Source organism: Streptomyces alboniger (assembly GCF_008704395.1).
In the GTDB taxonomy this organism is placed as follows: Bacteria; Actinomycetota; Actinomycetes; order Streptomycetales; family Streptomycetaceae; genus Streptomyces; species Streptomyces alboniger.
The window spans coordinates 4,810,629-4,828,336 of sequence record NZ_CP023695.1; the positions used below are offsets into that span (position 1 = coordinate 4,810,629).

Here is a 17,708-nt window from a genome sequence, read left to right on the forward strand (position 1 = left end):
TTTCCATGGCGGAATCCTGGGCCACTCTGGGCGTCGACCTTCATCTGGAGACCGGCGGCGAGGCGACCCGCAACGGCGTGCGCAAGGGCCTGACGGACGCCCTGCGCGCGGCGGTGCGCGGCGGCCGTCTCGCCCCCGGCACCCGGCTGCCCTCCTCCCGCTCCCTCGCCGTCGACCTCGGCATCGCGCGGAACACCGTCGCCGACGCGTACGCCGACCTGGTCGCCGAGGGCTGGCTCACCGCCCGGCAGGGCTCGGGCACCCGGGTCGCGGAGCGCGTGATCACGCCCCCGGCGCGGCCCGCGCCGACCCGCAGGCCCGCGGGCGCGCCGGCCTACGACCTCACTCCCGGCACCCCCGACCTGGCGTCCTTCCCGCGCGCGGAGTGGCTCAAGGCGGCCAGGCGGGCCCTGTCGGCGGCGCCCAACGCCGCGCTCGGATACGGCGATCCGCGCGGCCGCGTCGAACTCCGCGAGGCCCTGGCCGGGTACCTCGCGCGGGCCCGCGGCGTGCACGCCGACCCCGACCGCATCGTCATCACCGCCGGGTTCGTGCACGGCCTCTCGATCCTGGGCCGCGTGCTGCGGGCGCGCGGTCTGCGGGAGGTGACCGTGGAGTCGTACGGCCTGGACATCCACTGGAACCTGCTGCACCGCGCGGGCCTGCGCACGACCCCGCTCGACCTCGACGACCTGGGCACCCGCACCGCGGGGCTGGACACGGGCGCCTCGAAGGCGGTGCTGCTGACCCCCGCCCACCAGTTCCCGATGGGCGTACCGCTGCACCCCGACCGGCGCGCGGCGGCCGTCGACTGGGCGCGGCGCGAGGGCGGGCTGATCCTGGAGGACGACTACGACGGCGAGTTCCGCTACGACCGCCAGCCCGTCGGCGCGCTCCAGGGCCTCGACCCCGAGCGCGTGGTCTACCTCGGCACGGCCAGCAAGTCCCTCGCCCCCGGTCTGCGCCTGGGCTGGATGGTGCTCCCGTCGGGGCTGCGCGACGAGGTCCTCGGCGAGAAGGAGGCCGCCGGGTGGTCCTGCGGCACGCCCGACCAGCTGACGCTCGCGGACTTCCTCACGTCGGGTGCGTACGACCGTCATGTGCGCGGCGCCCGCCTGCGCTACCGCCGCCGCCGCGACCAGCTCGTGGCCGCCCTCGCCGAACGGTCCCCCGGGACCCGCGCCACGGGCATCGCGGCCGGCCTCCACGCGGTCCTCGAACTCCCGCCGGACACCGAGCGGTCCGTGGTCCAGGCCGCCAACTGGGAGCGCCTCGCGGTGCAGGGCCTGTCCCGCTTCCGCCATCCTCTCGCGGGGGAGCGGCAGCGGGACGCGCTGGTGGTGGGGTACGGGACGCCGCCGGAGCACGCGTGGGCGGGGGCGCTGGACGCGCTGTGCCGGGTGCTTCCGTGACCGGGCGCGCTCGCCCTCGCGGTCCTCTGGGCCTGCGCCCAAAGCCGTAACCGGCCTCGGTCGACGGACCGATCCGATCGCGCCACACCCCCAACTACCGTCCCAGCCATGACGAAGAAGACACAGACAACTGACGGTGCGGCCGGCCGGGTCACCGTGCTCGGCCTGGGCGACATGGGCTCGGCGATCGCAAGGACCTTCGTAGAGCACGGCTTTGACACCACGGTCTGGAACAGAACCGCATCCAAGAGCGCGCCACTGGTCGACGCGGGGGCGACGGCGGCGGAGACGGCCGCGGAAGCGGTGGCGGCGAGTCCGCTCGTCGTGATCTGCCTGCTCGACGGCACGGCGGTGGACGAGGTTCTGGCGGCCGTGGAGGGAGCGATCGCGGGCAAGGTGCTGGTGAACGTCACGAGCGGCTCGCCCGCTCAGGCGCGGGCCTGCGAACGCTGGGCGAACGAGCGCGGCGCCCAGTACATCGACGGCAAGGTCATGGGGGACCCGCCGGATGTGGGCAAGCCGCACGTCATGTTCCCGTTCAGCGGCTCCCGCGCCGCCTACGAGGCCCACGAGCCGGTACTGAAGGTCCTGGGCGGCATCGCGTACCACGGGGAGGACGCCGGTGCGGCCGCCGTGGAGTTCATGGCCCAGGTCGCGATGGGCTTCGAACTGCTCATCGGCTTCCTGCACACGCTCAAGCTGGTGCGGGCGGAGGGCGTCGACGTCACCGAGTTCACCGACCGCCTCGCGGGTACGTTGACCGCCTACCCGCCGCTGCTGACCTCGATGGCCGAGGCGGTCAAGAGCGGCAAGTACGGCCCCGACCTCGGTTCGCTCGACGTACAGGCCGCACTGATGGACGACCTGATCGGCCACCGGGAGTCCCTCGGTGTGGAGACGGTGCGGATGCGGGAGGTCAAGCGCCTGATGACCCGCCGCATCGCGGACGGCCACGGCGACCAGGGCTTCTCCAGCCTGTTCGAGCTGCTGGGGAAGTAGGGGCTGGTCCCCCGGGCAGCTCAACACGCTTGGGTAGGCTGCCCGTTGAAAACGCGCTGTCGCGTGCCGCCCCCCCCGGCCCCCAGGAGCCCACCGTGCCCGAGACCGAGCCCGAGACCGACATCAGCAGGGTCGACACCGCCCGGCCCCACACGGCCCGGATCTGGAACTACTGGCTCGGCGGCAAGGACAACTACGAGGTGGACCAGGAGGCGGGCGACCGCATCCGCGAACTGCACCCCGGCATCGGCGAGTACGCCCGCGCCGACCGCCTCTTCCTCGGCCGCGCGGTGCGTCACCTGGTGACGAACGAAGGCATCCGGCAGTTCCTCGACGTCGGCACCGGCCTGCCGACCGCCGACAACACCCACGAGGTCGCCCAGCGCCTCGCCCCCGAGTCCCGCGTCGTCTACGTCGACAACGACCCGCTGGTGCTCGCCCACGCCCGCGCCCTGCTCACCAGCTCCCCCGAGGGCCGCACCGACTACCTCGACGCGGACATGCGCGACGTCGACACCATCCTCGAACACGCCGCCCGCACCCTCGACTTCAGCGAGCCCGTCGCCCTGATGCTGCTCGGGGTCGTCATCTTCATCGACGACGACGCCGAGGCGTACGACGTCGTACGGCGGCTCCTCGACGGCCTGCCCACCGGCAGCCACCTAGTGCTCAGCCACACCGTCACCAGCCCGGCGATGCCGGACGTGGACGCGGCCGTGGCGTTCTGGAACGAACACGGCACACCGAAGCTCACCCAGCGCAGCCCGGCCCAAGTGGCCCGGTTCTTCGACGGGTTGGAGCTGCTGGAGCCGGGCGTGGTGTCGTGCAACCGCTGGCGTGCGCAGACGGCCGACCTGCCGGACGAGGTGGCGATGTTCGCCGGGGTGGGCCGCAAGTCCTAGCTCAGCACCGCCCGCAGCTGGTCAAGGCCCCAGTCAAGGTCCTCCTTGCTGATCACCAGCGGGGGAGCGATGCGGATCGTCGCCCCGTGCGTGTCCTTGACCAGCACCCCCCGCTCCATCAGCTTCTCGGAGACCTGCCGGCCCGTGCCGTGCGACGGGGCGATGTCGACGCCCGCCCACAGCCCGCGCCCACGCACCTGCGTCACCTTGCCGGTGCCGGTCAGCAGCCCCAGCTCGGCATGCAGATGCTCACCCAGCTCCGTGGCCCGCTCCTGGAACTCGCCCGTCGACAGCATGGCGATCACCTCAAGACCCACGGCACAGGCGAGGGGGTTGCCGCCGAACGTCGACCCGTGCTCGCCCGGCTGGAACACCCCGAGCACATCGGCGTCCGCGACCACCGCCGACACCGGCACGACCCCGCCGCCGAGCGCCTTGCCCAGCACATACACGTCCGGCACCACACCCTCGTGCTCACACGCGAACGTACGTCCCGTCCGGCCGAGCCCCGACTGGATCTCGTCCGCCATGAAGAGGATCCCGCGCTCCCGGGTCAGCTCCCTGACCCCCGCCAGATACCCGGCGGGCGGCACCAGCACCCCGGCCTCGCCCTGGATCGGTTCGAGCAGCACCGCCACCGTGTCGTCGGTGACCGCGGCCCGCAGCGCCTCCGGATCCCCGTACGGCACGACGTCGAACCCCGGCGTGTACGGCCCGAAGTCCGCCCGCGCCTCGGGGTCCGTGGAGAAGCTGACGATGGTCGTGGTCCGGCCGTGGAAGTTGCCGGCCGCGACCACGATCCTCGCGCGCCCGTCCGGCACGCCCTTGACCTTGTAACCCCACTTCCGCGCGGTCTTCACGGCCGTCTCGACGGCCTCCGCGCCCGTGTTCATCGGCAGCACCATCTCCTTGCCGCACAGCTCGGCCAGGCGCGTGCAGAACTCGGCGAACCGGTCGTGGTGGAAGGCCCGCGAGGTCAGCGTGACGCGGTCCAGCTGCGCCTTGGCCGCGTCGAGCAGACGGCGGTTGCCGTGCCCGAAGTTGAGCGCGGAGTACCCGGCGAGCATGTCGAGGTAGCGACGCCCCTCGACATCGGTCATCCACGCGCCCTCGGCCGAGGTGATCACGAGGGGCAGCGGGTGGTAGTTGTGCGCGCTGTGCGCCCCGGCCGAGGCGATGTACTGCTCGCTGGCCGTGCGGGGAGAAGGCGTACTCGACACGGGGTCTCCGTTCGTCCTGCGGCGTGAAGCGGTGGTGGGCCAGTAGGCCAATTTCTATCGTCGCTCGCATCGCGGACGAAGAAACCTGCCACAACGGCGTGCCAGCTATGGTGGCCCCAACAGCACGGCGACTGGCGCACGGGGAACCGACCCCGAGGAAGCCGTGCGAAGGCAGAACCTTCGAGGTGCCGAACGCCTGGGCACCCCGGGACCACGACCGGACACACACCGCTCGCCCCCGGAGGACGCCATGACCCACCCTTCCTCTCCCTCTCCTTCCGAGCACCACCCCGCCCTCGCCGCCGAGGACCCCGAACTCGCCGCCCTGATCGGCGCCGAGGAGCGGCTCCAGGCCGGCACCCTGCGGCTGATCCCCAGCGAGAACTACGTCTCCGCCGCGGTCCTCGAAGCCTCCGGCACCGTCCTTCAGAACAAGTACAGCGAGGGCTACCCGGGCCGCCGCTACTACGAGGGCCAGCAGAACATCGACCCCGTCGAGCGCCTGGCCGTGGCCCGGGCCAAGGCGGTCTTCGGCGTGGAGCACGCCAACGTCCAGCCCTACTCCGGCTCCCCGGCCAACCTCGCCGTCTACCTCGCCTTCGCCGAGCCCGGCGACACCGTGATGGGCATGGCCCTGCCCATGGGCGGCCACCTCACCCACGGCTGGGGCGTCTCCGCCACCGGCAAGTGGTTCCGCGGCGTGCAGTACGGCGTACGACAGGACACCGGGCTCGTCGACCTCGACGAGGTCCGCGACCTCGCCCTGAAGGAACGCCCCAAGCTGATCTTCTGCGGCGGCACCGCCCTGCCCCGCACCATCGACTTCGCCGCCTTCGCGGAGATCGCCCACGAGGCCGGCGCCGTCCTGGTCGCCGACATCGCGCACATCGCCGGACTGATCGCGGGCGGCGCCCACCCCTCGCCGGTGCCGCACGCCGACGTGATCTCCACCACCACGCACAAGACCCTGCGCGGCCCGCGCGGCGCGATGCTCATGGCCCGCGAGGAGCACGCCAAGGCCATCGACAAGGCGGTCTTCCCCGGCCTCCAGGGCGGCCCCCACAACCAGACCACCGCGGCCATAGCGGTCGCCCTCCACGAGGCGTCCCGGCCCTCCTTCCGCGACTACGCCCACGCGGTCGTCGCCAACGCGAAGGCCCTCGCCGACGCGCTGCTCGCCCGCGGCTTCGACCTGGTCTCCGGCGGCACCGACAACCACCTGATCCTGATGGACCTCACCCCCAAGGACGTACCGGGCAAGGTCGCGGCGAAGGCCCTGGACCGGGCCGGGATCGTCGTGAACTACAACACCGTGCCGTTCGACCCGCGGAAGCCGTTCGACCCCTCGGGCGTACGCATCGGCACCCCCTCCCTCACCTCCCGCGGCCTCGGCGCGGAGCACATGGCGACCGTCGCCGACTGGATCGACCGCGGTGTCGCCGCCGCGCGCGCCGAGGACGAGGACGCCCTGACGAAGATCAGGGCCGAGGTCGCCGACCTGATGTCCGCCCACCCGGCCCCGGGCCTGCCGACGGACTGACGCCCGCCCGGCCGCCCGCGGGTCCGACCCTCCGCCTCAAGCCTGTTTCCGAGCTATGAGAGTCACCTGAGAGAATGGGGCCCATGGCCTCTGAACGACCTCGTGTGCTCTCCGGAATCCAGCCCACCGCCGGCTCGTTCCACCTCGGCAACTACCTCGGCGCGGTCCGCCAGTGGGTGGCCCTCCAGGACTCCCACGACGCCTTCTACATGGTGGTGGACCTGCACGCGATCACGGTCCCGCAGGACCCCGCCGATCTGCGGGCCAACACCCGGCTCGCCGCCGCCCAGCTGCTCGCCGCCGGTCTCGACCCCGAGCGCTGCACGCTCTTCGTCCAGAGCCACGTCCCCGAGCACGCCCAGCTCGGCTGGGTCATGAACTGCCTCACCGGCTTCGGCGAGGCGTCCCGCATGACCCAGTTCAAGGACAAGTCCGCCAAGCAGGGCGCCGACCGCGCCTCGGTCGGCCTCTTCACGTACCCCGTCCTCCAGGTCGCGGACATCCTGCTGTACCAGGCCAACGAGGTGCCGGTCGGCGAGGACCAGCGCCAGCACATCGAGCTGACCCGTGACCTCGCCGAGCGCTTCAACGGCCGCTTCGGTGAGACGTTCACGGTCCCTTCGGCGTACATCCTCAAGGAGACGGCGAAGATCTACGACCTTCAGGACCCGTCGATCAAGATGAGCAAGTCGGCGTCCACGCCGAAGGGCCTGATCAACCTCCTCGACGAGCCCAAGGCCACCGCCAAAAAGGTCAAGAGCGCCGTCACCGACACCGACACGGTGATCCGCTACGACGTGGCCGAGAAGCCGGGTGTCAGCAACCTCCTCAGCATCTACTCCACGCTCACCGGCACCGGTATCGCCGAACTGGAGCAGAAGTACACCGGCAAGGGCTACGGTGCGCTGAAGACCGACCTCGCCGAGGTCATGGTCGAGTTCGTGACCCCCTTCCGGGACCGCACCCAGCAGTACCTGGACGACCCGGAGACGCTCGACTCGATCCTGGCCAAGGGCGCGGAGAAGGCCCGTGCCGTCGCCGCCGAGACCCTCGCGCAGGCGTACGACAAGGTGGGCTTCCTGCCCGCCAAGCACTGAGCCCGGAGCACGACCACAGCACGACCACAGCACGGCGCTGCTCGCCGAGCAGCGCCCCCTGCCCAACGACACGACGACAGGAGTACGACGTGGGGACCGTAACGATCGGCGTCTCGATCGCGGTCCCGGAGCCACACGGCAGCCTGCTCCAGGAGCGGCGCGCGGGCTTCGGTGACCCCGCCGCGCACGGCATCCCCACGCACGTGACCCTGCTCCCTCCTACCGAAGTGGACGCCTCCGCGCTGCCCGCGGTTGAGGCGCACCTCCTGTCGGTCGCGGCGGCCGGACGCCCCTTCCCGATGCGCCTCTCGGGGACGGGCACCTTCCGTCCGCTGTCGCCCGTCGTCTTCGTGCGGGTGGTGTCGGGTGCCGCGGCCTGCTCCTGGCTCCAGGAGCGGGTGCGGGACGCCTCGGGCCCGATGGCACGGGAACTACAGTTCCCGTACCACCCGCACGTCACCGTGGCGCACGGCATCTCCGAAGAGGCCATGGACCGGGCGTACGAGGAGCTTTCGGAGTACGAGGCCGAGTGGCCCTGCACCGGCTTCGCCCTCTACGAGCAGGGTTCCGACGGCGTCTGGCGCAAGCTGCGCGAGTTCGCCTTCGGCGGCCCCGTGGTGCCCCCTCAGGCGCCTTCGCCGGCGGCCCGGGGTACGCTGCCCGCTCGCTGACCGGGGACGCCCCCGGCCGACGTGCTGGGGGGACCATGCGCAGATCAGCGGCCGCCGCTGCCGTGCTCGCCACCGTGTTCGCCGTCGTGGTGGCCGGATGCGGGGCGAAGGAGTCCGGCGGTGGCGCCCGCACCGAGTCGGGCGAGCCGCGGGCGGCCGGGCTCTCCTGGGCGTACGAGCGCGTCGACGCCGTGGACGGCGAGCTGATCGACGGGGCCGCCATGGCGCCGGACGACATCTGGGCCCTCGGCAGCGACCGCGCCGCCACGGACGGGCGGCTCGCGCGGGGGCACCTGCTGCACTTCGACGGCCAGAAGTGGGCGCGCGAGCCGATGCCGGTCGAGGGCGTCCCCGCCCTCTCGCGGATGGAGTCCCTGGGGTCGGCGGGCATCTGGCTGAGCACCGTCGGCGGGACCGCGTCGGCTCCGGAGGACCCGCGCTACGCCCTCTGGGACGGCACCCGCTGGGGCCCCGTGAAGAACGCCCCGGCCGGTCCGCTCACCGACGTCGAGGTCATCGCACCCGACGACGTGTGGGTGCTCCGCGGCGACGGGAAGGTCACGCACTGGGACGGCGACCGCTGGACGGTGACGCCGATGCCCGCGGAGAAGGTCGCCGCCCTCGCGGGATCGGCCCCGGACGACGTCTGGGCGGTCGGCTCCCGCACCACGGGACCTGGCGTGGGCGGCGCGGGAGGCCAGGTGTCGCAGCCCGCCGCGATGCGGTTCGACGGCGAGAAGTGGCAGCTCACCAAGACCGCGACGATGCGCTTCCCCGCCCCCGTGCCGCCCGAGCCCTACGCCCGGTTCACGACGGTCGACGTCGCCTCCAGGACACACGCCCTGGTCACCGGAGAGCACTCCTTCAAGGGGTACGACGCGGAGGAGAACCCCGACCCGCGGCCCTCGTCCTTCACACTGCGCTGGGACGGCTCCCGCTGGACGGAGGCCGAGCCGTTCCCCGGAGCGTGCGCGTACCGGCGCCCGGTGGCCCGGGACGGCGACGGCGGCTTCTTCATGGACGGCAACTGGCACCTGACCGCCGACGGCATCTGCACCAAGATCAGGAAACCGCGGCTGCCCGGCACCGGAGGCGTGCGCCCCGAGTCGCAGCAGCAGCTCTGGCTCAAGCGGCTCGTTCCGGTCCCCGGCACGGACGAGGTGCTCGGTTTCGGCACCGTCGCCGTCCTCCAGAGCGGGCCGCCCGTGTCCAAGGCCGTCGTCGTCACCCTCGACCGCTAGCGGACTCCCCTCGCGGCGCTCAGAGCGGCAGCCGCCGGAACACCGGCCGTGGCACGTGCCGCAGCGCCGACATCACCACCCGCAGCACCCCGGGCACCCACACCGTCTCCGAGCGGCGTCGCAGGCCGGTCTCGATGGCCTCGGCCACCGCCTCCGGAGTGGTCGCCATGGGAGCCTCCTCCAGGCCCGCCGTCATCTTCGTACGGACGAAGCCGGGGCGGACCACCATCACGTGCACCCCGGTGCCGTACAGCGCGTCGCCGAGCCCCTGGGCGAACGCGTCGAGGCCCGCCTTGCTGGAGCCGTAGATGAAGTTCGAACGGCGGGCCCGCTCGCCCGCCACCGAGGAGAGCACCACCAAGGAGCCGTGCCCCTGGGACTGGAGTGCCCGCGCGCAGACCAGGCCCGCCGAGACCGCCCCGGTGTAGTTGGTCTGGGCGACGCGCGCCGCGGAGAGAGGCTCGTCCTCGTCGCGCGCCTGGTCGCCGAGGACGCCGAAGGCGAGCAGCACCATGTCGATGTCGCCCTCGGTGAAGATCTTGCCGAGGTTCTCCTCGTGGGACTCGGGGTCGAGCGCGTCGAAGGCGACGGTGCGCACGTCCGCTCCCAGGTCGCGCAGTCCGGACGCGGCCTTCTCCAGGGCCGGCGAGGGGCGGCCGGCCAGCCACACCGTGCGGGTGCGGCGGGCGACGAGGCGACGCGCGGTGGCGAGTGCGATCTCGGAGGTGCCGCCGAGGACGAGCAGGGACTGGGGGGTGCCGAAGGCGTCTTTCATCAGAACCGATCTCCTAGAGGGCGAGGCGGCGCGAGAGGTCCGAGCGGAACACGCCGCGCGGGTCGAGACCGGCCCGCAGGGCACGGAAGTCGTCGAGCCGGGGGTACATCGCGGCGAGCATCTCGGGCCGCAGCCGCGAGTCCTTGGCGAGGTAGACGCGCCCGTCCGCGGCGGCCACCTCCTCGTCGAGTTCGTCGAGGAAGGCGCCGAGCCCCGGCAGGTTCGCGGGGATGTCGAGCGCGAGCGTCCAGCCGGGCATGGGGAACGACAGCCAGCCCGGATCGCCCTCTCCGAAGCGCTTCAGTACGGCGAGGAAGGACGGGCAGCCGCGCTCCGAGATGCGGCGTACGACGCGGCGCAGGGCCTCCTCCTTGCCGTATCCGACGACGAATTGGTACTGCACGAAGCCGCTGCGTCCGTAGACGCGGTTCCAGTGTGGGACGCCGTCCAGCGGGTGGAAGAAGGTCGAGATCTTCTGGAGCTCTCCGGTGCGGCAGCGGGGCGCCTTGCGGTACCAGAGTTCGTTGAAGAGGCCCACCGTGGCCTTGCCGAGCAGCCCGTCCGGTACGAAGGAGGGGGCGGCGGGGAGCTGTCCGGGGCGGAACGCCAGCGGGGCCCTGCGCGCGCGTGCCCGTGCCGGAAGCGCGTCCAGGGGGGCGTGGTCGCCGCGGGTCAGGACCGAGCGGCCCATGGCCGTGCCGCGGGCGAGGAGGTCGATCCAGGCCACCGAGTAGCGGTAGCGGTGGTCGGTGGCGGTGAGGCGGGCCATCAGGTCGTCGAGGTCCGTGGCGCGTTCCGTGTCGACGCTCATCAAGGACGTCTCGACCGGCTGGAGCCGGACCGTCGCCGACAGGATGACGCCGGTCAGGCCCATGCCGCCCGCCGTGGCGTCGAACAGTGGGGTGCCGGGCGTGACGGTGTGGACCGTGCCGTCGGCCGTGAGCAGGTCCATCGCGAGGACGTGCCGCGAGAACGACCCCGAGACGTGGTGGTTCTTGCCGTGGATGTCGGCGCCGATGGCCCCGCCGACCGTCACATAGCGCGTCCCCGGCGTCACCGGCACGAACCAGCCGAGGGGGAGCAGGACTTCCATCAGGCGGTGCAGCGAGACCCCGGAGTCGCACACGACCGTGCCCGCGTCGGCGTCGATGGCGCGCACCCGGTCCAGGCCCGTCATGTCGAAGACGGCACCGCCCGCGTTCTGCGCCGCGTCGCCGTAGGCCCGGCCGAGGCCCCTGGCGATGCCGCCGCGCTCACCACAGTCGCGCACGGCGGCCGCGGCCTCCTCCGGTGTGCGGGGTCTCACCAGCCGGGCGGTGGTCGGAGCCGTGCGGCCCCAGCCGGAGACGGACACGGCTTCGGCGGCGGACGCGGCTTCGGAGGGGGGCAATGCGGGGGAGTCGGCAGGCATGTCACCGACCGTAACGCCCGGTTAAGGGTAGTTCACCATAAATCATCCCTACTCTCACCGAAATGGGTGATTAAGGGAGTGTCATCACAACATTGCCGGAATTATTTGAGGGTTGGCTACAAGAGTCGAGGTGCCCGGTTCCCGGAGAAGAAGAGGCCACATGCACGACATGGACCACAGGTTGCTGTCGGCCCTGCGCGACTGCGGCACCGACCCGCGCGTGGCGACCGTCGCGCGCGCCCTCTCCTGGAGCGGCGAGCACGGCGCCCTCTGGATCGCCGCGGGGCTCCTGGGGGCCGCCGCGGACCGCGAGCGGCGCGGCGCCTGGCTGCGCGGCACGGCGCTGACCGCCGCCGCCCACCTCGCGAGCATGGGCGTCAAGCGGGTCGTCCGCCGCCCTCGCCCCGCCCACAGAGGCGGCGCCGAGCCGCTGGTGCGCACCGCGGGCCGGCACTCCTTCCCCAGCTCGCACGCCACGTCGGCGGCCGCCGCGACCGTCGCGTACGGCGCGCTGCGCCCCGTCGGCGCCCGTCTCGTGCCGCCCGTGGCCGCCGCGATGTGCGTCTCCCGGATGGTCGTCGGCGTCCACTACCCCTCCGACGTGGCCGCGGGCGCGGCGCTCGGCGCGCTCACCGCGCGCGTGGGGGCCGCCTGGATGAACGGGAGCCGCGCCGATGCCTGAACGTATCTCCACCGTCCTGGAGCGCCCCCGCCCGCCCCAGCCCCAGCGCCCGGGCCCCATCAGCCTGCCCCTCGGCCTCCTGAGGACCGCACGGCCCCGCCAGTGGGTGAAGAACGTCCTGGTCGTCGCGGCCCCCGCCGCGGCGGGCGAGCTGTTCACGCACCACGCGCTCGTCCAACTCGCGATCGTCTTCGCGCTGTTCACGGCCGCCGCGTCCGCCGTCTACCTGATCAACGACGCGCGCGACGCGGACGCCGACCGCGCCCACCCCACCAAGTGCCGCAGGCCGGTCGCCGCCGGACAGGTGCCGGTGCCCGTCGCCTACACCGTCGGGGGCCTCCTCGCGGCCCTCGCGCCCGTGGCCGCGTACGTCCTGTGCACCCCGCTGACGGCCGCGCTCCTGGCCGGGTACGTGTGCATGCAACTCGCCTACTGCGTCAGCCTCAAGCACGTGCTCGTCGTCGACCTCACGATCGTCACGACCGGCTTCCTGATGCGCGCCATGATCGGCGGCCTCGCGCTCGACATCCCGCTCTCGCGCTGGTTCCTGATCACCACGGGCTTCGGCGCGCTGTTCATGGTCTCCGCCAAGCGCTACTCCGAGTCCGTCCAGATGTCCGCGACCTCCGGGCAACTGGGCGCCACGCGCGCGCTGCTCACCGAATACACCACCGGTTATCTGCGCTTCGTATGGCAGCTGGCCGCCGGGGTCGCCGTCCTCGCGTACTGCCTGTGGGCCATGGAAGCGGGCGGCACGGCCAACGGCAGCCTGCTGCCCTGGCGCCAGCTGTCCATGGCGGCCTTCATCCTCGCGATCCTGCGCTACGCCGTCTTCGCCGACCGCGGCACCGCGGGCGAGCCGGAGGACGTCGTCCTGCGGGACAGGGCGCTCGCCGTGATCGGTCTGGTGTGGGTCGCGATGTACGGGCTCGCGGTCGCGAACTGGTGAGCTGGGACTCCCTCCGCGGGCGGCTGCGGTCGCTGGGACCCGAACTGCTCGGCTTCGCCGCCGCCGGGATCTGCGCGTACGCCGCCGACCTCGGCCTCTTCATCTGGCTGCGCGGACCGGTGGGCATGGACCCGCTGACCGCCAAGGCGCTCTCCTTCGTGGCGGGCTGCTCCGTGGCCTACGCGGGCAACGCCCTCGGCACCTACCGGCGCGAGGCCGCCGATGCCTCGCGGCTGCGCCAGTACGCGGTGTTCTTCGCCGTCAACATCGCCGGCGCCCTCGTCCAACTCCTGTGCATCGCCGTCTCCCACTACGGGCTCGGCCTCACCTCACAGCGTGCGGACACCGTCTCGGGCGCCGGGATCGGCATGGCCCTCGCCACCGTCCTCAGATTCTGGGGAACCCGGACTCTGGTATTCCGCGTGGCGCGCGGGACTTCGGGCACGACTTCCGGCACGACCCCGGACAGGACGGCAGGCAGGGAGGCAACATGGACTGGCTGAAGAAGCTGCCCGGCATCGGGCCGCTCGTCGAGAAGGGCATGCGCACGCACGCGTGGCGCGCCTACGAACGGCTCGACGCGGTCCACTGGACCCGCCTCGCGGCCGCGATGACGTTCATCAGCTTCCTGGCGCTCTTCCCGCTGCTCACCGTCGCCGCCGCGATCGCCGCGGCGACGCTCACCAAGAAGCAGCAGAACACCCTTGAGGACAAGCTCTCCGACCAGGTCCCCGGCATCTCCGACCAGCTGGACCTCGACGGCCTGGTCGCCAACGCGGGCACCGTCGGACTCGTCGCGGGCGCCCTGCTGCTCTTCACCGGCATCGGCTGGGTCGGCTCGATGCGGGAGTGCCTGCGGGCCGTCTGGGAGCTGCCGGACGAGGAGGAGAACCCCTTCCTCGGCAAGGTCAAGGACGCCGGGGTGCTCATCGGGCTCGGTGGCGCGGGTCTCGCCTCCTTCGCGGCGTCCGCGCTCGCCTCGACCGCCGTCGGCTGGACCGCCGACCTCCTCGGCGTCGACGAGACCGGCTGGGGAACGGTCCTGCTCCAGGCCATCGCGTTCGCCATCGCCGTGCTGGCCGACTTCCTCCTGCTGCTCTACGTCCTGACACTGCTGCCCGGGGTCCAGCCGCACCGGCGCGACCTCATCACCGCGGGACTGATCGGCGCGGCCGGCTTCGAACTGCTCAAACTGCTTCTTGGCGGCTACATGAAGGGCGTAGCCGCCAAGAGCATGTACGGCGCCTTCGGCGTGCCCGTCGCGCTGCTCCTGTGGATCAGCTTCACCGCGAAGCTGCTGCTGTTCTGCGCCGCCTGGACGGCGACGCGGAAGGCCTCACGCGCGACGGACACCTCCTCCGCAAAGGACGAGGAGACGCCCGGCGTCAGTCCTGACCCGGGCGACGGCCGGACTGGCCCGGCAGCGGCATCCGGCGCCTGACGACGAAGACGCCCGCGGCGAGCACCACGACCACGCCGCCCGCCACCGCGAGCGCGACGCCCATGCCGCTCGTCCCGTCGTCGGAGGCGTGCGCCATGTTCGCCGCGGCGCCGTTCTTGCCGTCGCCGACGCCGCCCGGAGCGCCCTTGCCCGCGCCCGTGGCCCCCTTCGGGGCGACCAGCTCACCCACCGGATCGACCTTGCCCGCGGCCTTGAAGCCCCAGTCGAGGAGCCGCGCGGTCTCCTTGTAGACGGCGTGCGCCTCTCCGGAGGCGGGGTTCATGACGGTGACGAGGAGGATTTTGCCGTCACGCTCGGCGACACCGGTGAACGTGTTCCCCGCGTTCGAGGTGTAGCCGTTCTTGACGCCCGCGATGCCCTTGTACGGGGTGACGTCCAGGCCTCCGGTGAGCAGCTTGTTGGTGTTCTGGATCTCGAAGGAGCCGCGCTTCGTCTTGCCCTTGTCCTTGCCCTTGGTGATCTTCTTGGTCTCCCCGGGGAACGTGGCGGTGGCCGTCGAGCAGTACTCCCGGAAGTCCTTCTTCTGCAGCCCCGAGCGCGCGATCAGCGACAGGTCGTACGCGGACGACACCTGCCCCTTGGCGTCGTAACCGTCCGGCGAGACCACGTGGGTGTCCAGGGCCTGGAGGTTCTCGGCGTGCGCCTGCATGTCCTTGACGGTCTTGTCGACGCCGTCGTTCATCGCGGACAGGACGTGCACCGCGTCGTTGCCCGACTTCAGGAAGACACCGAGCCACAGGTCGTGGACGGAGTACGTCTCGTTCTCCTTGATGCCGACCATGCTGCTGCCCGCGCCGATGCCCTCCAGGTCGGAGAGCGCCACCTTGTGCTTCTGCGTCTTGGGGAACTTCGGCAGGACCGTGTCCGCGAAGAGCATCTTCAGGGTGCTCGCGGGGGGCAGCCGCCAGTGGGCGTTGTGCGCGGCGAGGACCTCGCCGGACTCCGCGTCCGAGACGATCCAGGAGCGCGCCGAGAGGTCCTTGGGCAGCACCGGGGCGCCCGGCTTGAGCTTTGCCTGGGTGCCCGGCTTCCCGAGCTGGGCCCCGCCGACGGTCGACATCGAAGCGGGCGGCTTCGGCTTGTCCTTGTCCCCTGGCTCGCCGTCCGCGAAGGCGGGAGCGGTGGTCGACACGGTCAGCAATGTCGCGGAGGCGAGCAGCACGGCGGCTTTTTTGGAGGCAGGCACGGACGAGAACGTACAGGGCGGGATCATGGCGGCCGCCGCCGAGGTGCGCTGTGTCCCGTCGTCCCCACCCCGGCGGCGGTGCGGAAGGAAACCCCGCGATACTGAACGTATGAAGCTCAGCCGCCCTGTCTCCTGGTTCCTGCTCGCCTTCGGGGTGTGGAGCTGGTTCATCTGGATCACTTTCGTCAAGAACCTGTGGAAGGACGGCAGCGGGCTCGCCTTCGATGACGCGGGCGACCCGACCGGGTACTTCTGGGTGCACCTGACGCTCGCCGTTGTCTCCTTTGTCTTGGGGACGGTGGTAGGGACCATCGGGTTCCGTGGACTCCGCGCTCTGCGCCGTACGTCATAGTCGTGGCCGTCCTCGCGGTCCTCGTGGGCCTCGCCGTCCTCGCGGCCTTCGCCGGTCTCCACTGGTACGTGTGGCGCCGCCTGGTGCGGGACACCACGGCCGGACCCGGCTTCGCCCGGCGCGCGGGCACGGTGCTCTTCGTCGCCGCCCCGCTGCTGATGTTCGCCGCGCTCGTGGCGGAGCGGGCGGGAGCGCCCTTCCTGCTCCAGCGGGTGCTCGCCTGGCCCGGCTTCCTCTGGCTGGCCCTCGCCCTGTACCTGCTGCTCGCGGTGCTCGTAGGGGAGTTGGCGCGCCCGCTGGTGCGGCGATGGGCGGAACGCACGCCTTCCGAGGACCCCGTGTCCGAGGCGCCCGCCCCCGCGGAGCCCGCCTCCGTGGAGGCTGCCCCTTCCGACCCCGCCCCCTCCGACCCCGCCCCCTCCCGCCGCCTCTTCGTCTCCCGCGTCGTCGGGGGCGCCGCCGCGGCCGCCGCCGTGGGGACCGTCGGCTACGGCACGTACGGTGTGCTCCGCGGGCCCCAGGTGAAGCGCGTCACCGTGCCGCTGGCCAAACTGCCGCGCGGGGCACACGGGTTCCGGATCGCCGTGGTCAGCGACATCCACCTCGGGCCGATCCTCGGGCGCGGCTTCACTCAGCGCGTCGTCGACACCATCAACGCCACCCAGCCCGATCTGATCGCCGTGGTCGGCGACTTGGTGGACGGCAGCGTCGAGGACCTGGGCCCGGCCGCCGCGCCCCTCGCGGGACTGCGGGCCCGGCACGGCGCGTACTTCGTGACGGGCAACCACGAGTACTTCTCCGGAGCGGAGCAGTGGGTCGACCACGTACGCGAACTCGGTCTGCGCCCGCTGCGCAACGCCCGCGCCGAACTGCCCTGGTTCGACCTCGCGGGAGTCGACGACGTGGCGGGCGAGGACGAGGGCAAGGGCCCCGACTTCGCCAGGGCCCTCGGCGACCGGGACCGCTCACGGGCGTCCGTGCTCCTCGCGCACCAGCCGGTCGTCATCCACGACGCCGTCGAACACGGAGTGGACCTCCAGCTCTCGGGCCACACGCACGGCGGCCAGCTGTGGCCGGGCAACCTCGTGGCGGATCTCGCCAACCCGACCCTCGCGGGTCTGGAGCGGTACGGCGACACGCAACTCTACGTGACGCGGGGCGCGGGCGCGTGGGGCCCGCCGGTGCGCGTGGGGGCGCCGTCGGACATCACGGTGGTGGAGCTGGCGTCGCGACAGGCCTGAGCCCCGCCCGGCGCGGCCCCGCTCACGAACTGCGCGCCAGCTCCGGCCGCTTGAGGTAGTCCGCGAAGCCGATGACGTTGCCCCACGGGTCGGCGATCTCCACGGTCCACCCGGTGGCGACGGAGAACGGCTCGGCGAGCAGTACGACGCCCGCGTCCGCGAGGGCCCGCCCCTTGGCGCGGGCGTCCGGGACCTCAAGCCATACACGGGGCGAGGGCCACGGCGGCGTACGCGGCACGATGCCGTCCTCCACGCGCAGCAGCACGCCCGGCGTCTCCTTGCCCACCTTCAGGATGGCGAGGCCGATCTCGTCGAGCCGGAACGAGACGGGGAACCCGGCCCGCTCGTAGAACGCGACTGCCTCGCCCAGGTCGCCGACGGGAAACAGGACGTTGTCGAAGCCGAGCAGTTCCGCGGCGGGGTCGGCGGTGAGCTGGTCAACGGACAGGCCGACCGACTGGTTGTCTGACATTCCGTCAGCGTAGGGCGGGTCTCGCGGCACGCGCGCAGGCGCGCGAGAACGGTGCCGCGAGCGCCCTCGTTCAGCGGATTCGGCGGATTCGGCGTG

General features: G+C 72.2%; 18 protein-coding genes and 1 riboswitch. Of the genes, 13 read left to right on the forward strand and 5 right to left on the reverse strand.

Translation table 11 applies throughout. From position 1 onward, the window contains the following. Positions 1-5 precede the first annotated feature (5 nt). The 3 genes from pdxR (at position 6) to CP975_RS21595 (ending at position 3,313) form a co-directional block, all read left to right on the forward strand. Positions 6-1,412 (forward strand): MocR-like pyridoxine biosynthesis transcription factor PdxR, encoded by a 1,407-nt coding sequence (pdxR, locus tag CP975_RS21585; RefSeq protein WP_055532472.1) that lies wholly within the window; start codon positions 6-8, stop codon positions 1,410-1,412. Between the two features lie 108 nt (positions 1,413-1,520). Beyond that, on the forward strand, positions 1,521-2,411 hold the full coding sequence (locus CP975_RS21590; protein ID WP_055532470.1) for an NAD(P)-dependent oxidoreductase: 891 nt from the start codon (positions 1,521-1,523) through the stop codon (positions 2,409-2,411). A gap of 95 nt (positions 2,412-2,506) precedes the next feature. Continuing rightward, positions 2,507-3,313, forward strand: coding sequence for an SAM-dependent methyltransferase (locus CP975_RS21595; RefSeq protein WP_055532468.1), 807 nt, complete (start codon positions 2,507-2,509; stop codon positions 3,311-3,313). On the opposite strand, the gene rocD is transcribed toward CP975_RS21595, so the two are convergent. Further along, a complete protein-coding gene (rocD, locus tag CP975_RS21600) occupies positions 3,310-4,533 on the reverse strand; it encodes an ornithine--oxo-acid transaminase (protein WP_055532466.1) in 1,224 nt (407 codons plus the stop codon). The two genes, CP975_RS21595 and rocD, sit on opposite strands and share 4 nt — an antisense overlap. Before the next feature lie 117 nt (positions 4,534-4,650). Beyond that, positions 4,651-4,742: riboswitch (ZMP/ZTP riboswitch) on the forward strand. A 41-nt stretch (positions 4,743-4,783) separates the two neighbouring features. Between rocD and CP975_RS21605 the strand changes: the two genes are divergently transcribed. The 4 genes from CP975_RS21605 to CP975_RS21620 all read left to right on the forward strand — a co-directional run bounded on the left by CP975_RS21605 (position 4,784) and on the right by CP975_RS21620 (position 9,082). Next, positions 4,784-6,073 carry a serine hydroxymethyltransferase gene (locus CP975_RS21605; protein WP_055532464.1) on the forward strand — a complete coding sequence of 430 codons (1,290 nt, stop codon included), beginning with the start codon at positions 4,784-4,786 and terminating at the stop codon, positions 6,071-6,073. 83 nt (positions 6,074-6,156) lie between these two features. Further along, a complete protein-coding gene (gene trpS / locus CP975_RS21610; RefSeq protein ID WP_055532462.1) occupies positions 6,157-7,170 on the forward strand; it encodes a tryptophan--tRNA ligase in 1,014 nt (337 codons plus the stop codon). A gap of 89 nt (positions 7,171-7,259) precedes the next feature. Beyond that, the gene (locus tag CP975_RS21615; RefSeq protein ID WP_055532460.1) at positions 7,260-7,841 is read left to right on the forward strand and encodes a 2'-5' RNA ligase family protein; all 582 of its coding nucleotides are present in this window, start codon (positions 7,260-7,262) and stop codon (positions 7,839-7,841) included. Positions 7,842-7,876: 35 nt separating this feature from the next. After that, on the forward strand, positions 7,877-9,082 hold the full coding sequence (locus CP975_RS21620) for a hypothetical protein (RefSeq protein ID WP_150477239.1): 1,206 nt from the start codon (positions 7,877-7,879) through the stop codon (positions 9,080-9,082). A gap of 19 nt (positions 9,083-9,101) precedes the next feature. Here CP975_RS21620 and dprE2 read toward each other — a convergent pair whose 3' ends face one another. Both dprE2 and dprE1 read right to left on the reverse strand, forming a co-directional pair. After that, positions 9,102-9,857 carry a decaprenylphospho-beta-D-erythro-pentofuranosid-2-ulose 2-reductase gene (dprE2, locus tag CP975_RS21625; RefSeq protein WP_055532456.1) on the reverse strand — a complete coding sequence of 252 codons (756 nt, stop codon included), beginning with the start codon at positions 9,855-9,857 and terminating at the stop codon, positions 9,102-9,104. A 13-nt stretch (positions 9,858-9,870) separates the two neighbouring features. Continuing rightward, a complete protein-coding gene (gene dprE1, locus CP975_RS21630) occupies positions 9,871-11,268 on the reverse strand; it encodes a decaprenylphosphoryl-beta-D-ribose oxidase (protein ID WP_055532454.1) in 1,398 nt (465 codons plus the stop codon). Positions 11,269-11,428: 160 nt separating this feature from the next. Here dprE1 and CP975_RS21635 point away from each other — a divergent pair, with 160 nt between their 5' ends. From CP975_RS21635 to CP975_RS21650, 4 genes are read left to right on the forward strand one after another with little or no spacing between them, the layout of a single operon-like run. Next, entirely contained in the window at positions 11,429-11,950 is a 522-nt protein-coding gene (locus CP975_RS21635; protein ID WP_055532452.1) for a phosphatase PAP2 family protein, read from the forward strand. Then, complete coding sequence (locus tag CP975_RS21640; protein ID WP_150477240.1) at positions 11,943-12,899, forward strand: decaprenyl-phosphate phosphoribosyltransferase; 957 nt, start codon at positions 11,943-11,945, stop codon at positions 12,897-12,899. The genes CP975_RS21635 and CP975_RS21640 overlap by 8 nt, the downstream gene beginning before the upstream one ends. Beyond that, entirely contained in the window at positions 12,896-13,402 is a 507-nt protein-coding gene (locus CP975_RS21645) for a GtrA family protein (protein ID WP_055535964.1), read from the forward strand. The genes CP975_RS21640 and CP975_RS21645 overlap by 4 nt, the downstream gene beginning before the upstream one ends. Beyond that, complete coding sequence (locus tag CP975_RS21650) at positions 13,390-14,340, forward strand: YihY/virulence factor BrkB family protein (protein ID WP_055535963.1); 951 nt, start codon at positions 13,390-13,392, stop codon at positions 14,338-14,340. The genes CP975_RS21645 and CP975_RS21650 overlap by 13 nt, the downstream gene beginning before the upstream one ends. Here CP975_RS21650 and CP975_RS21655 read toward each other — a convergent pair. Continuing rightward, positions 14,285-15,547, reverse strand: a complete 1,263-nt coding sequence (locus tag CP975_RS21655; RefSeq protein ID WP_055535966.1) for a D-alanyl-D-alanine carboxypeptidase family protein — start codon at positions 15,545-15,547, stop codon at positions 14,285-14,287. The two genes, CP975_RS21650 and CP975_RS21655, sit on opposite strands and share 56 nt — an antisense overlap. Positions 15,548-15,656: 109 nt before the next feature. Here CP975_RS21655 and CP975_RS35885 point away from each other — a divergent pair, with 109 nt between their 5' ends. Together CP975_RS35885 and CP975_RS21665 are read left to right on the forward strand one after the other, a co-directional pair. Next, positions 15,657-15,899: an SCO4848 family membrane protein gene (locus CP975_RS35885; RefSeq protein ID WP_055535962.1), complete on the forward strand. Its 243-nt coding sequence runs from the start codon at positions 15,657-15,659 to the stop codon at positions 15,897-15,899. 2 nt (positions 15,900-15,901) lie between these two features. After that, positions 15,902-17,140, forward strand: coding sequence for a metallophosphoesterase (locus tag CP975_RS21665; RefSeq protein WP_150477242.1), 1,239 nt, complete (start codon positions 15,902-15,904; stop codon positions 17,138-17,140). 22 nt (positions 17,141-17,162) lie between these two features. Here CP975_RS21665 and CP975_RS21670 read toward each other — a convergent pair whose 3' ends face one another. After that, positions 17,163-17,612, reverse strand: a complete 450-nt coding sequence (locus CP975_RS21670; RefSeq protein ID WP_150477243.1) for a VOC family protein — start codon at positions 17,610-17,612, stop codon at positions 17,163-17,165. Positions 17,613-17,708 lie beyond the last annotated feature (96 nt).

Excerpts from the sequence above, each read along its gene's own strand:
- pdxR (WP_055532472.1), top strand. The coding sequence starts at position 6 with ATGGCGGAATCCTGGGCCACTCTGGGCGTCGACCTTCATCTGGAGACC.
- CP975_RS21590 (WP_055532470.1), top strand. The coding sequence starts at position 1,521 with ATGACGAAGAAGACACAGACAACTGACGGTGCGGCCGGCCGGGTCACC.
- CP975_RS21605 (WP_055532464.1), top strand. The coding sequence starts at position 4,784 with ATGACCCACCCTTCCTCTCCCTCTCCTTCCGAGCACCACCCCGCCCTC.
- trpS (WP_055532462.1), top strand. The coding sequence starts at position 6,157 with ATGGCCTCTGAACGACCTCGTGTGCTCTCCGGAATCCAGCCCACCGCC.
- CP975_RS21620 (WP_150477239.1), top strand. The coding sequence starts at position 7,877 with ATGCGCAGATCAGCGGCCGCCGCTGCCGTGCTCGCCACCGTGTTCGCC.
- dprE2 (WP_055532456.1), bottom strand. The coding sequence starts at position 9,857 with ATGAAAGACGCCTTCGGCACCCCCCAGTCCCTGCTCGTCCTCGGCGGC.
- dprE1 (WP_055532454.1), bottom strand. The coding sequence starts at position 11,268 with ATGCCTGCCGACTCCCCCGCATTGCCCCCCTCCGAAGCCGCGTCCGCC.
- CP975_RS21635 (WP_055532452.1), top strand. The coding sequence starts at position 11,429 with ATGCACGACATGGACCACAGGTTGCTGTCGGCCCTGCGCGACTGCGGC.
- CP975_RS21640 (WP_150477240.1), top strand. The coding sequence starts at position 11,943 with ATGCCTGAACGTATCTCCACCGTCCTGGAGCGCCCCCGCCCGCCCCAG.
- CP975_RS21650 (WP_055535963.1), top strand. The coding sequence starts at position 13,390 with ATGGACTGGCTGAAGAAGCTGCCCGGCATCGGGCCGCTCGTCGAGAAG.
- CP975_RS35885 (WP_055535962.1), top strand. The coding sequence starts at position 15,657 with ATGAAGCTCAGCCGCCCTGTCTCCTGGTTCCTGCTCGCCTTCGGGGTG.
- CP975_RS21670 (WP_150477243.1), bottom strand. The coding sequence starts at position 17,612 with ATGTCAGACAACCAGTCGGTCGGCCTGTCCGTTGACCAGCTCACCGCC.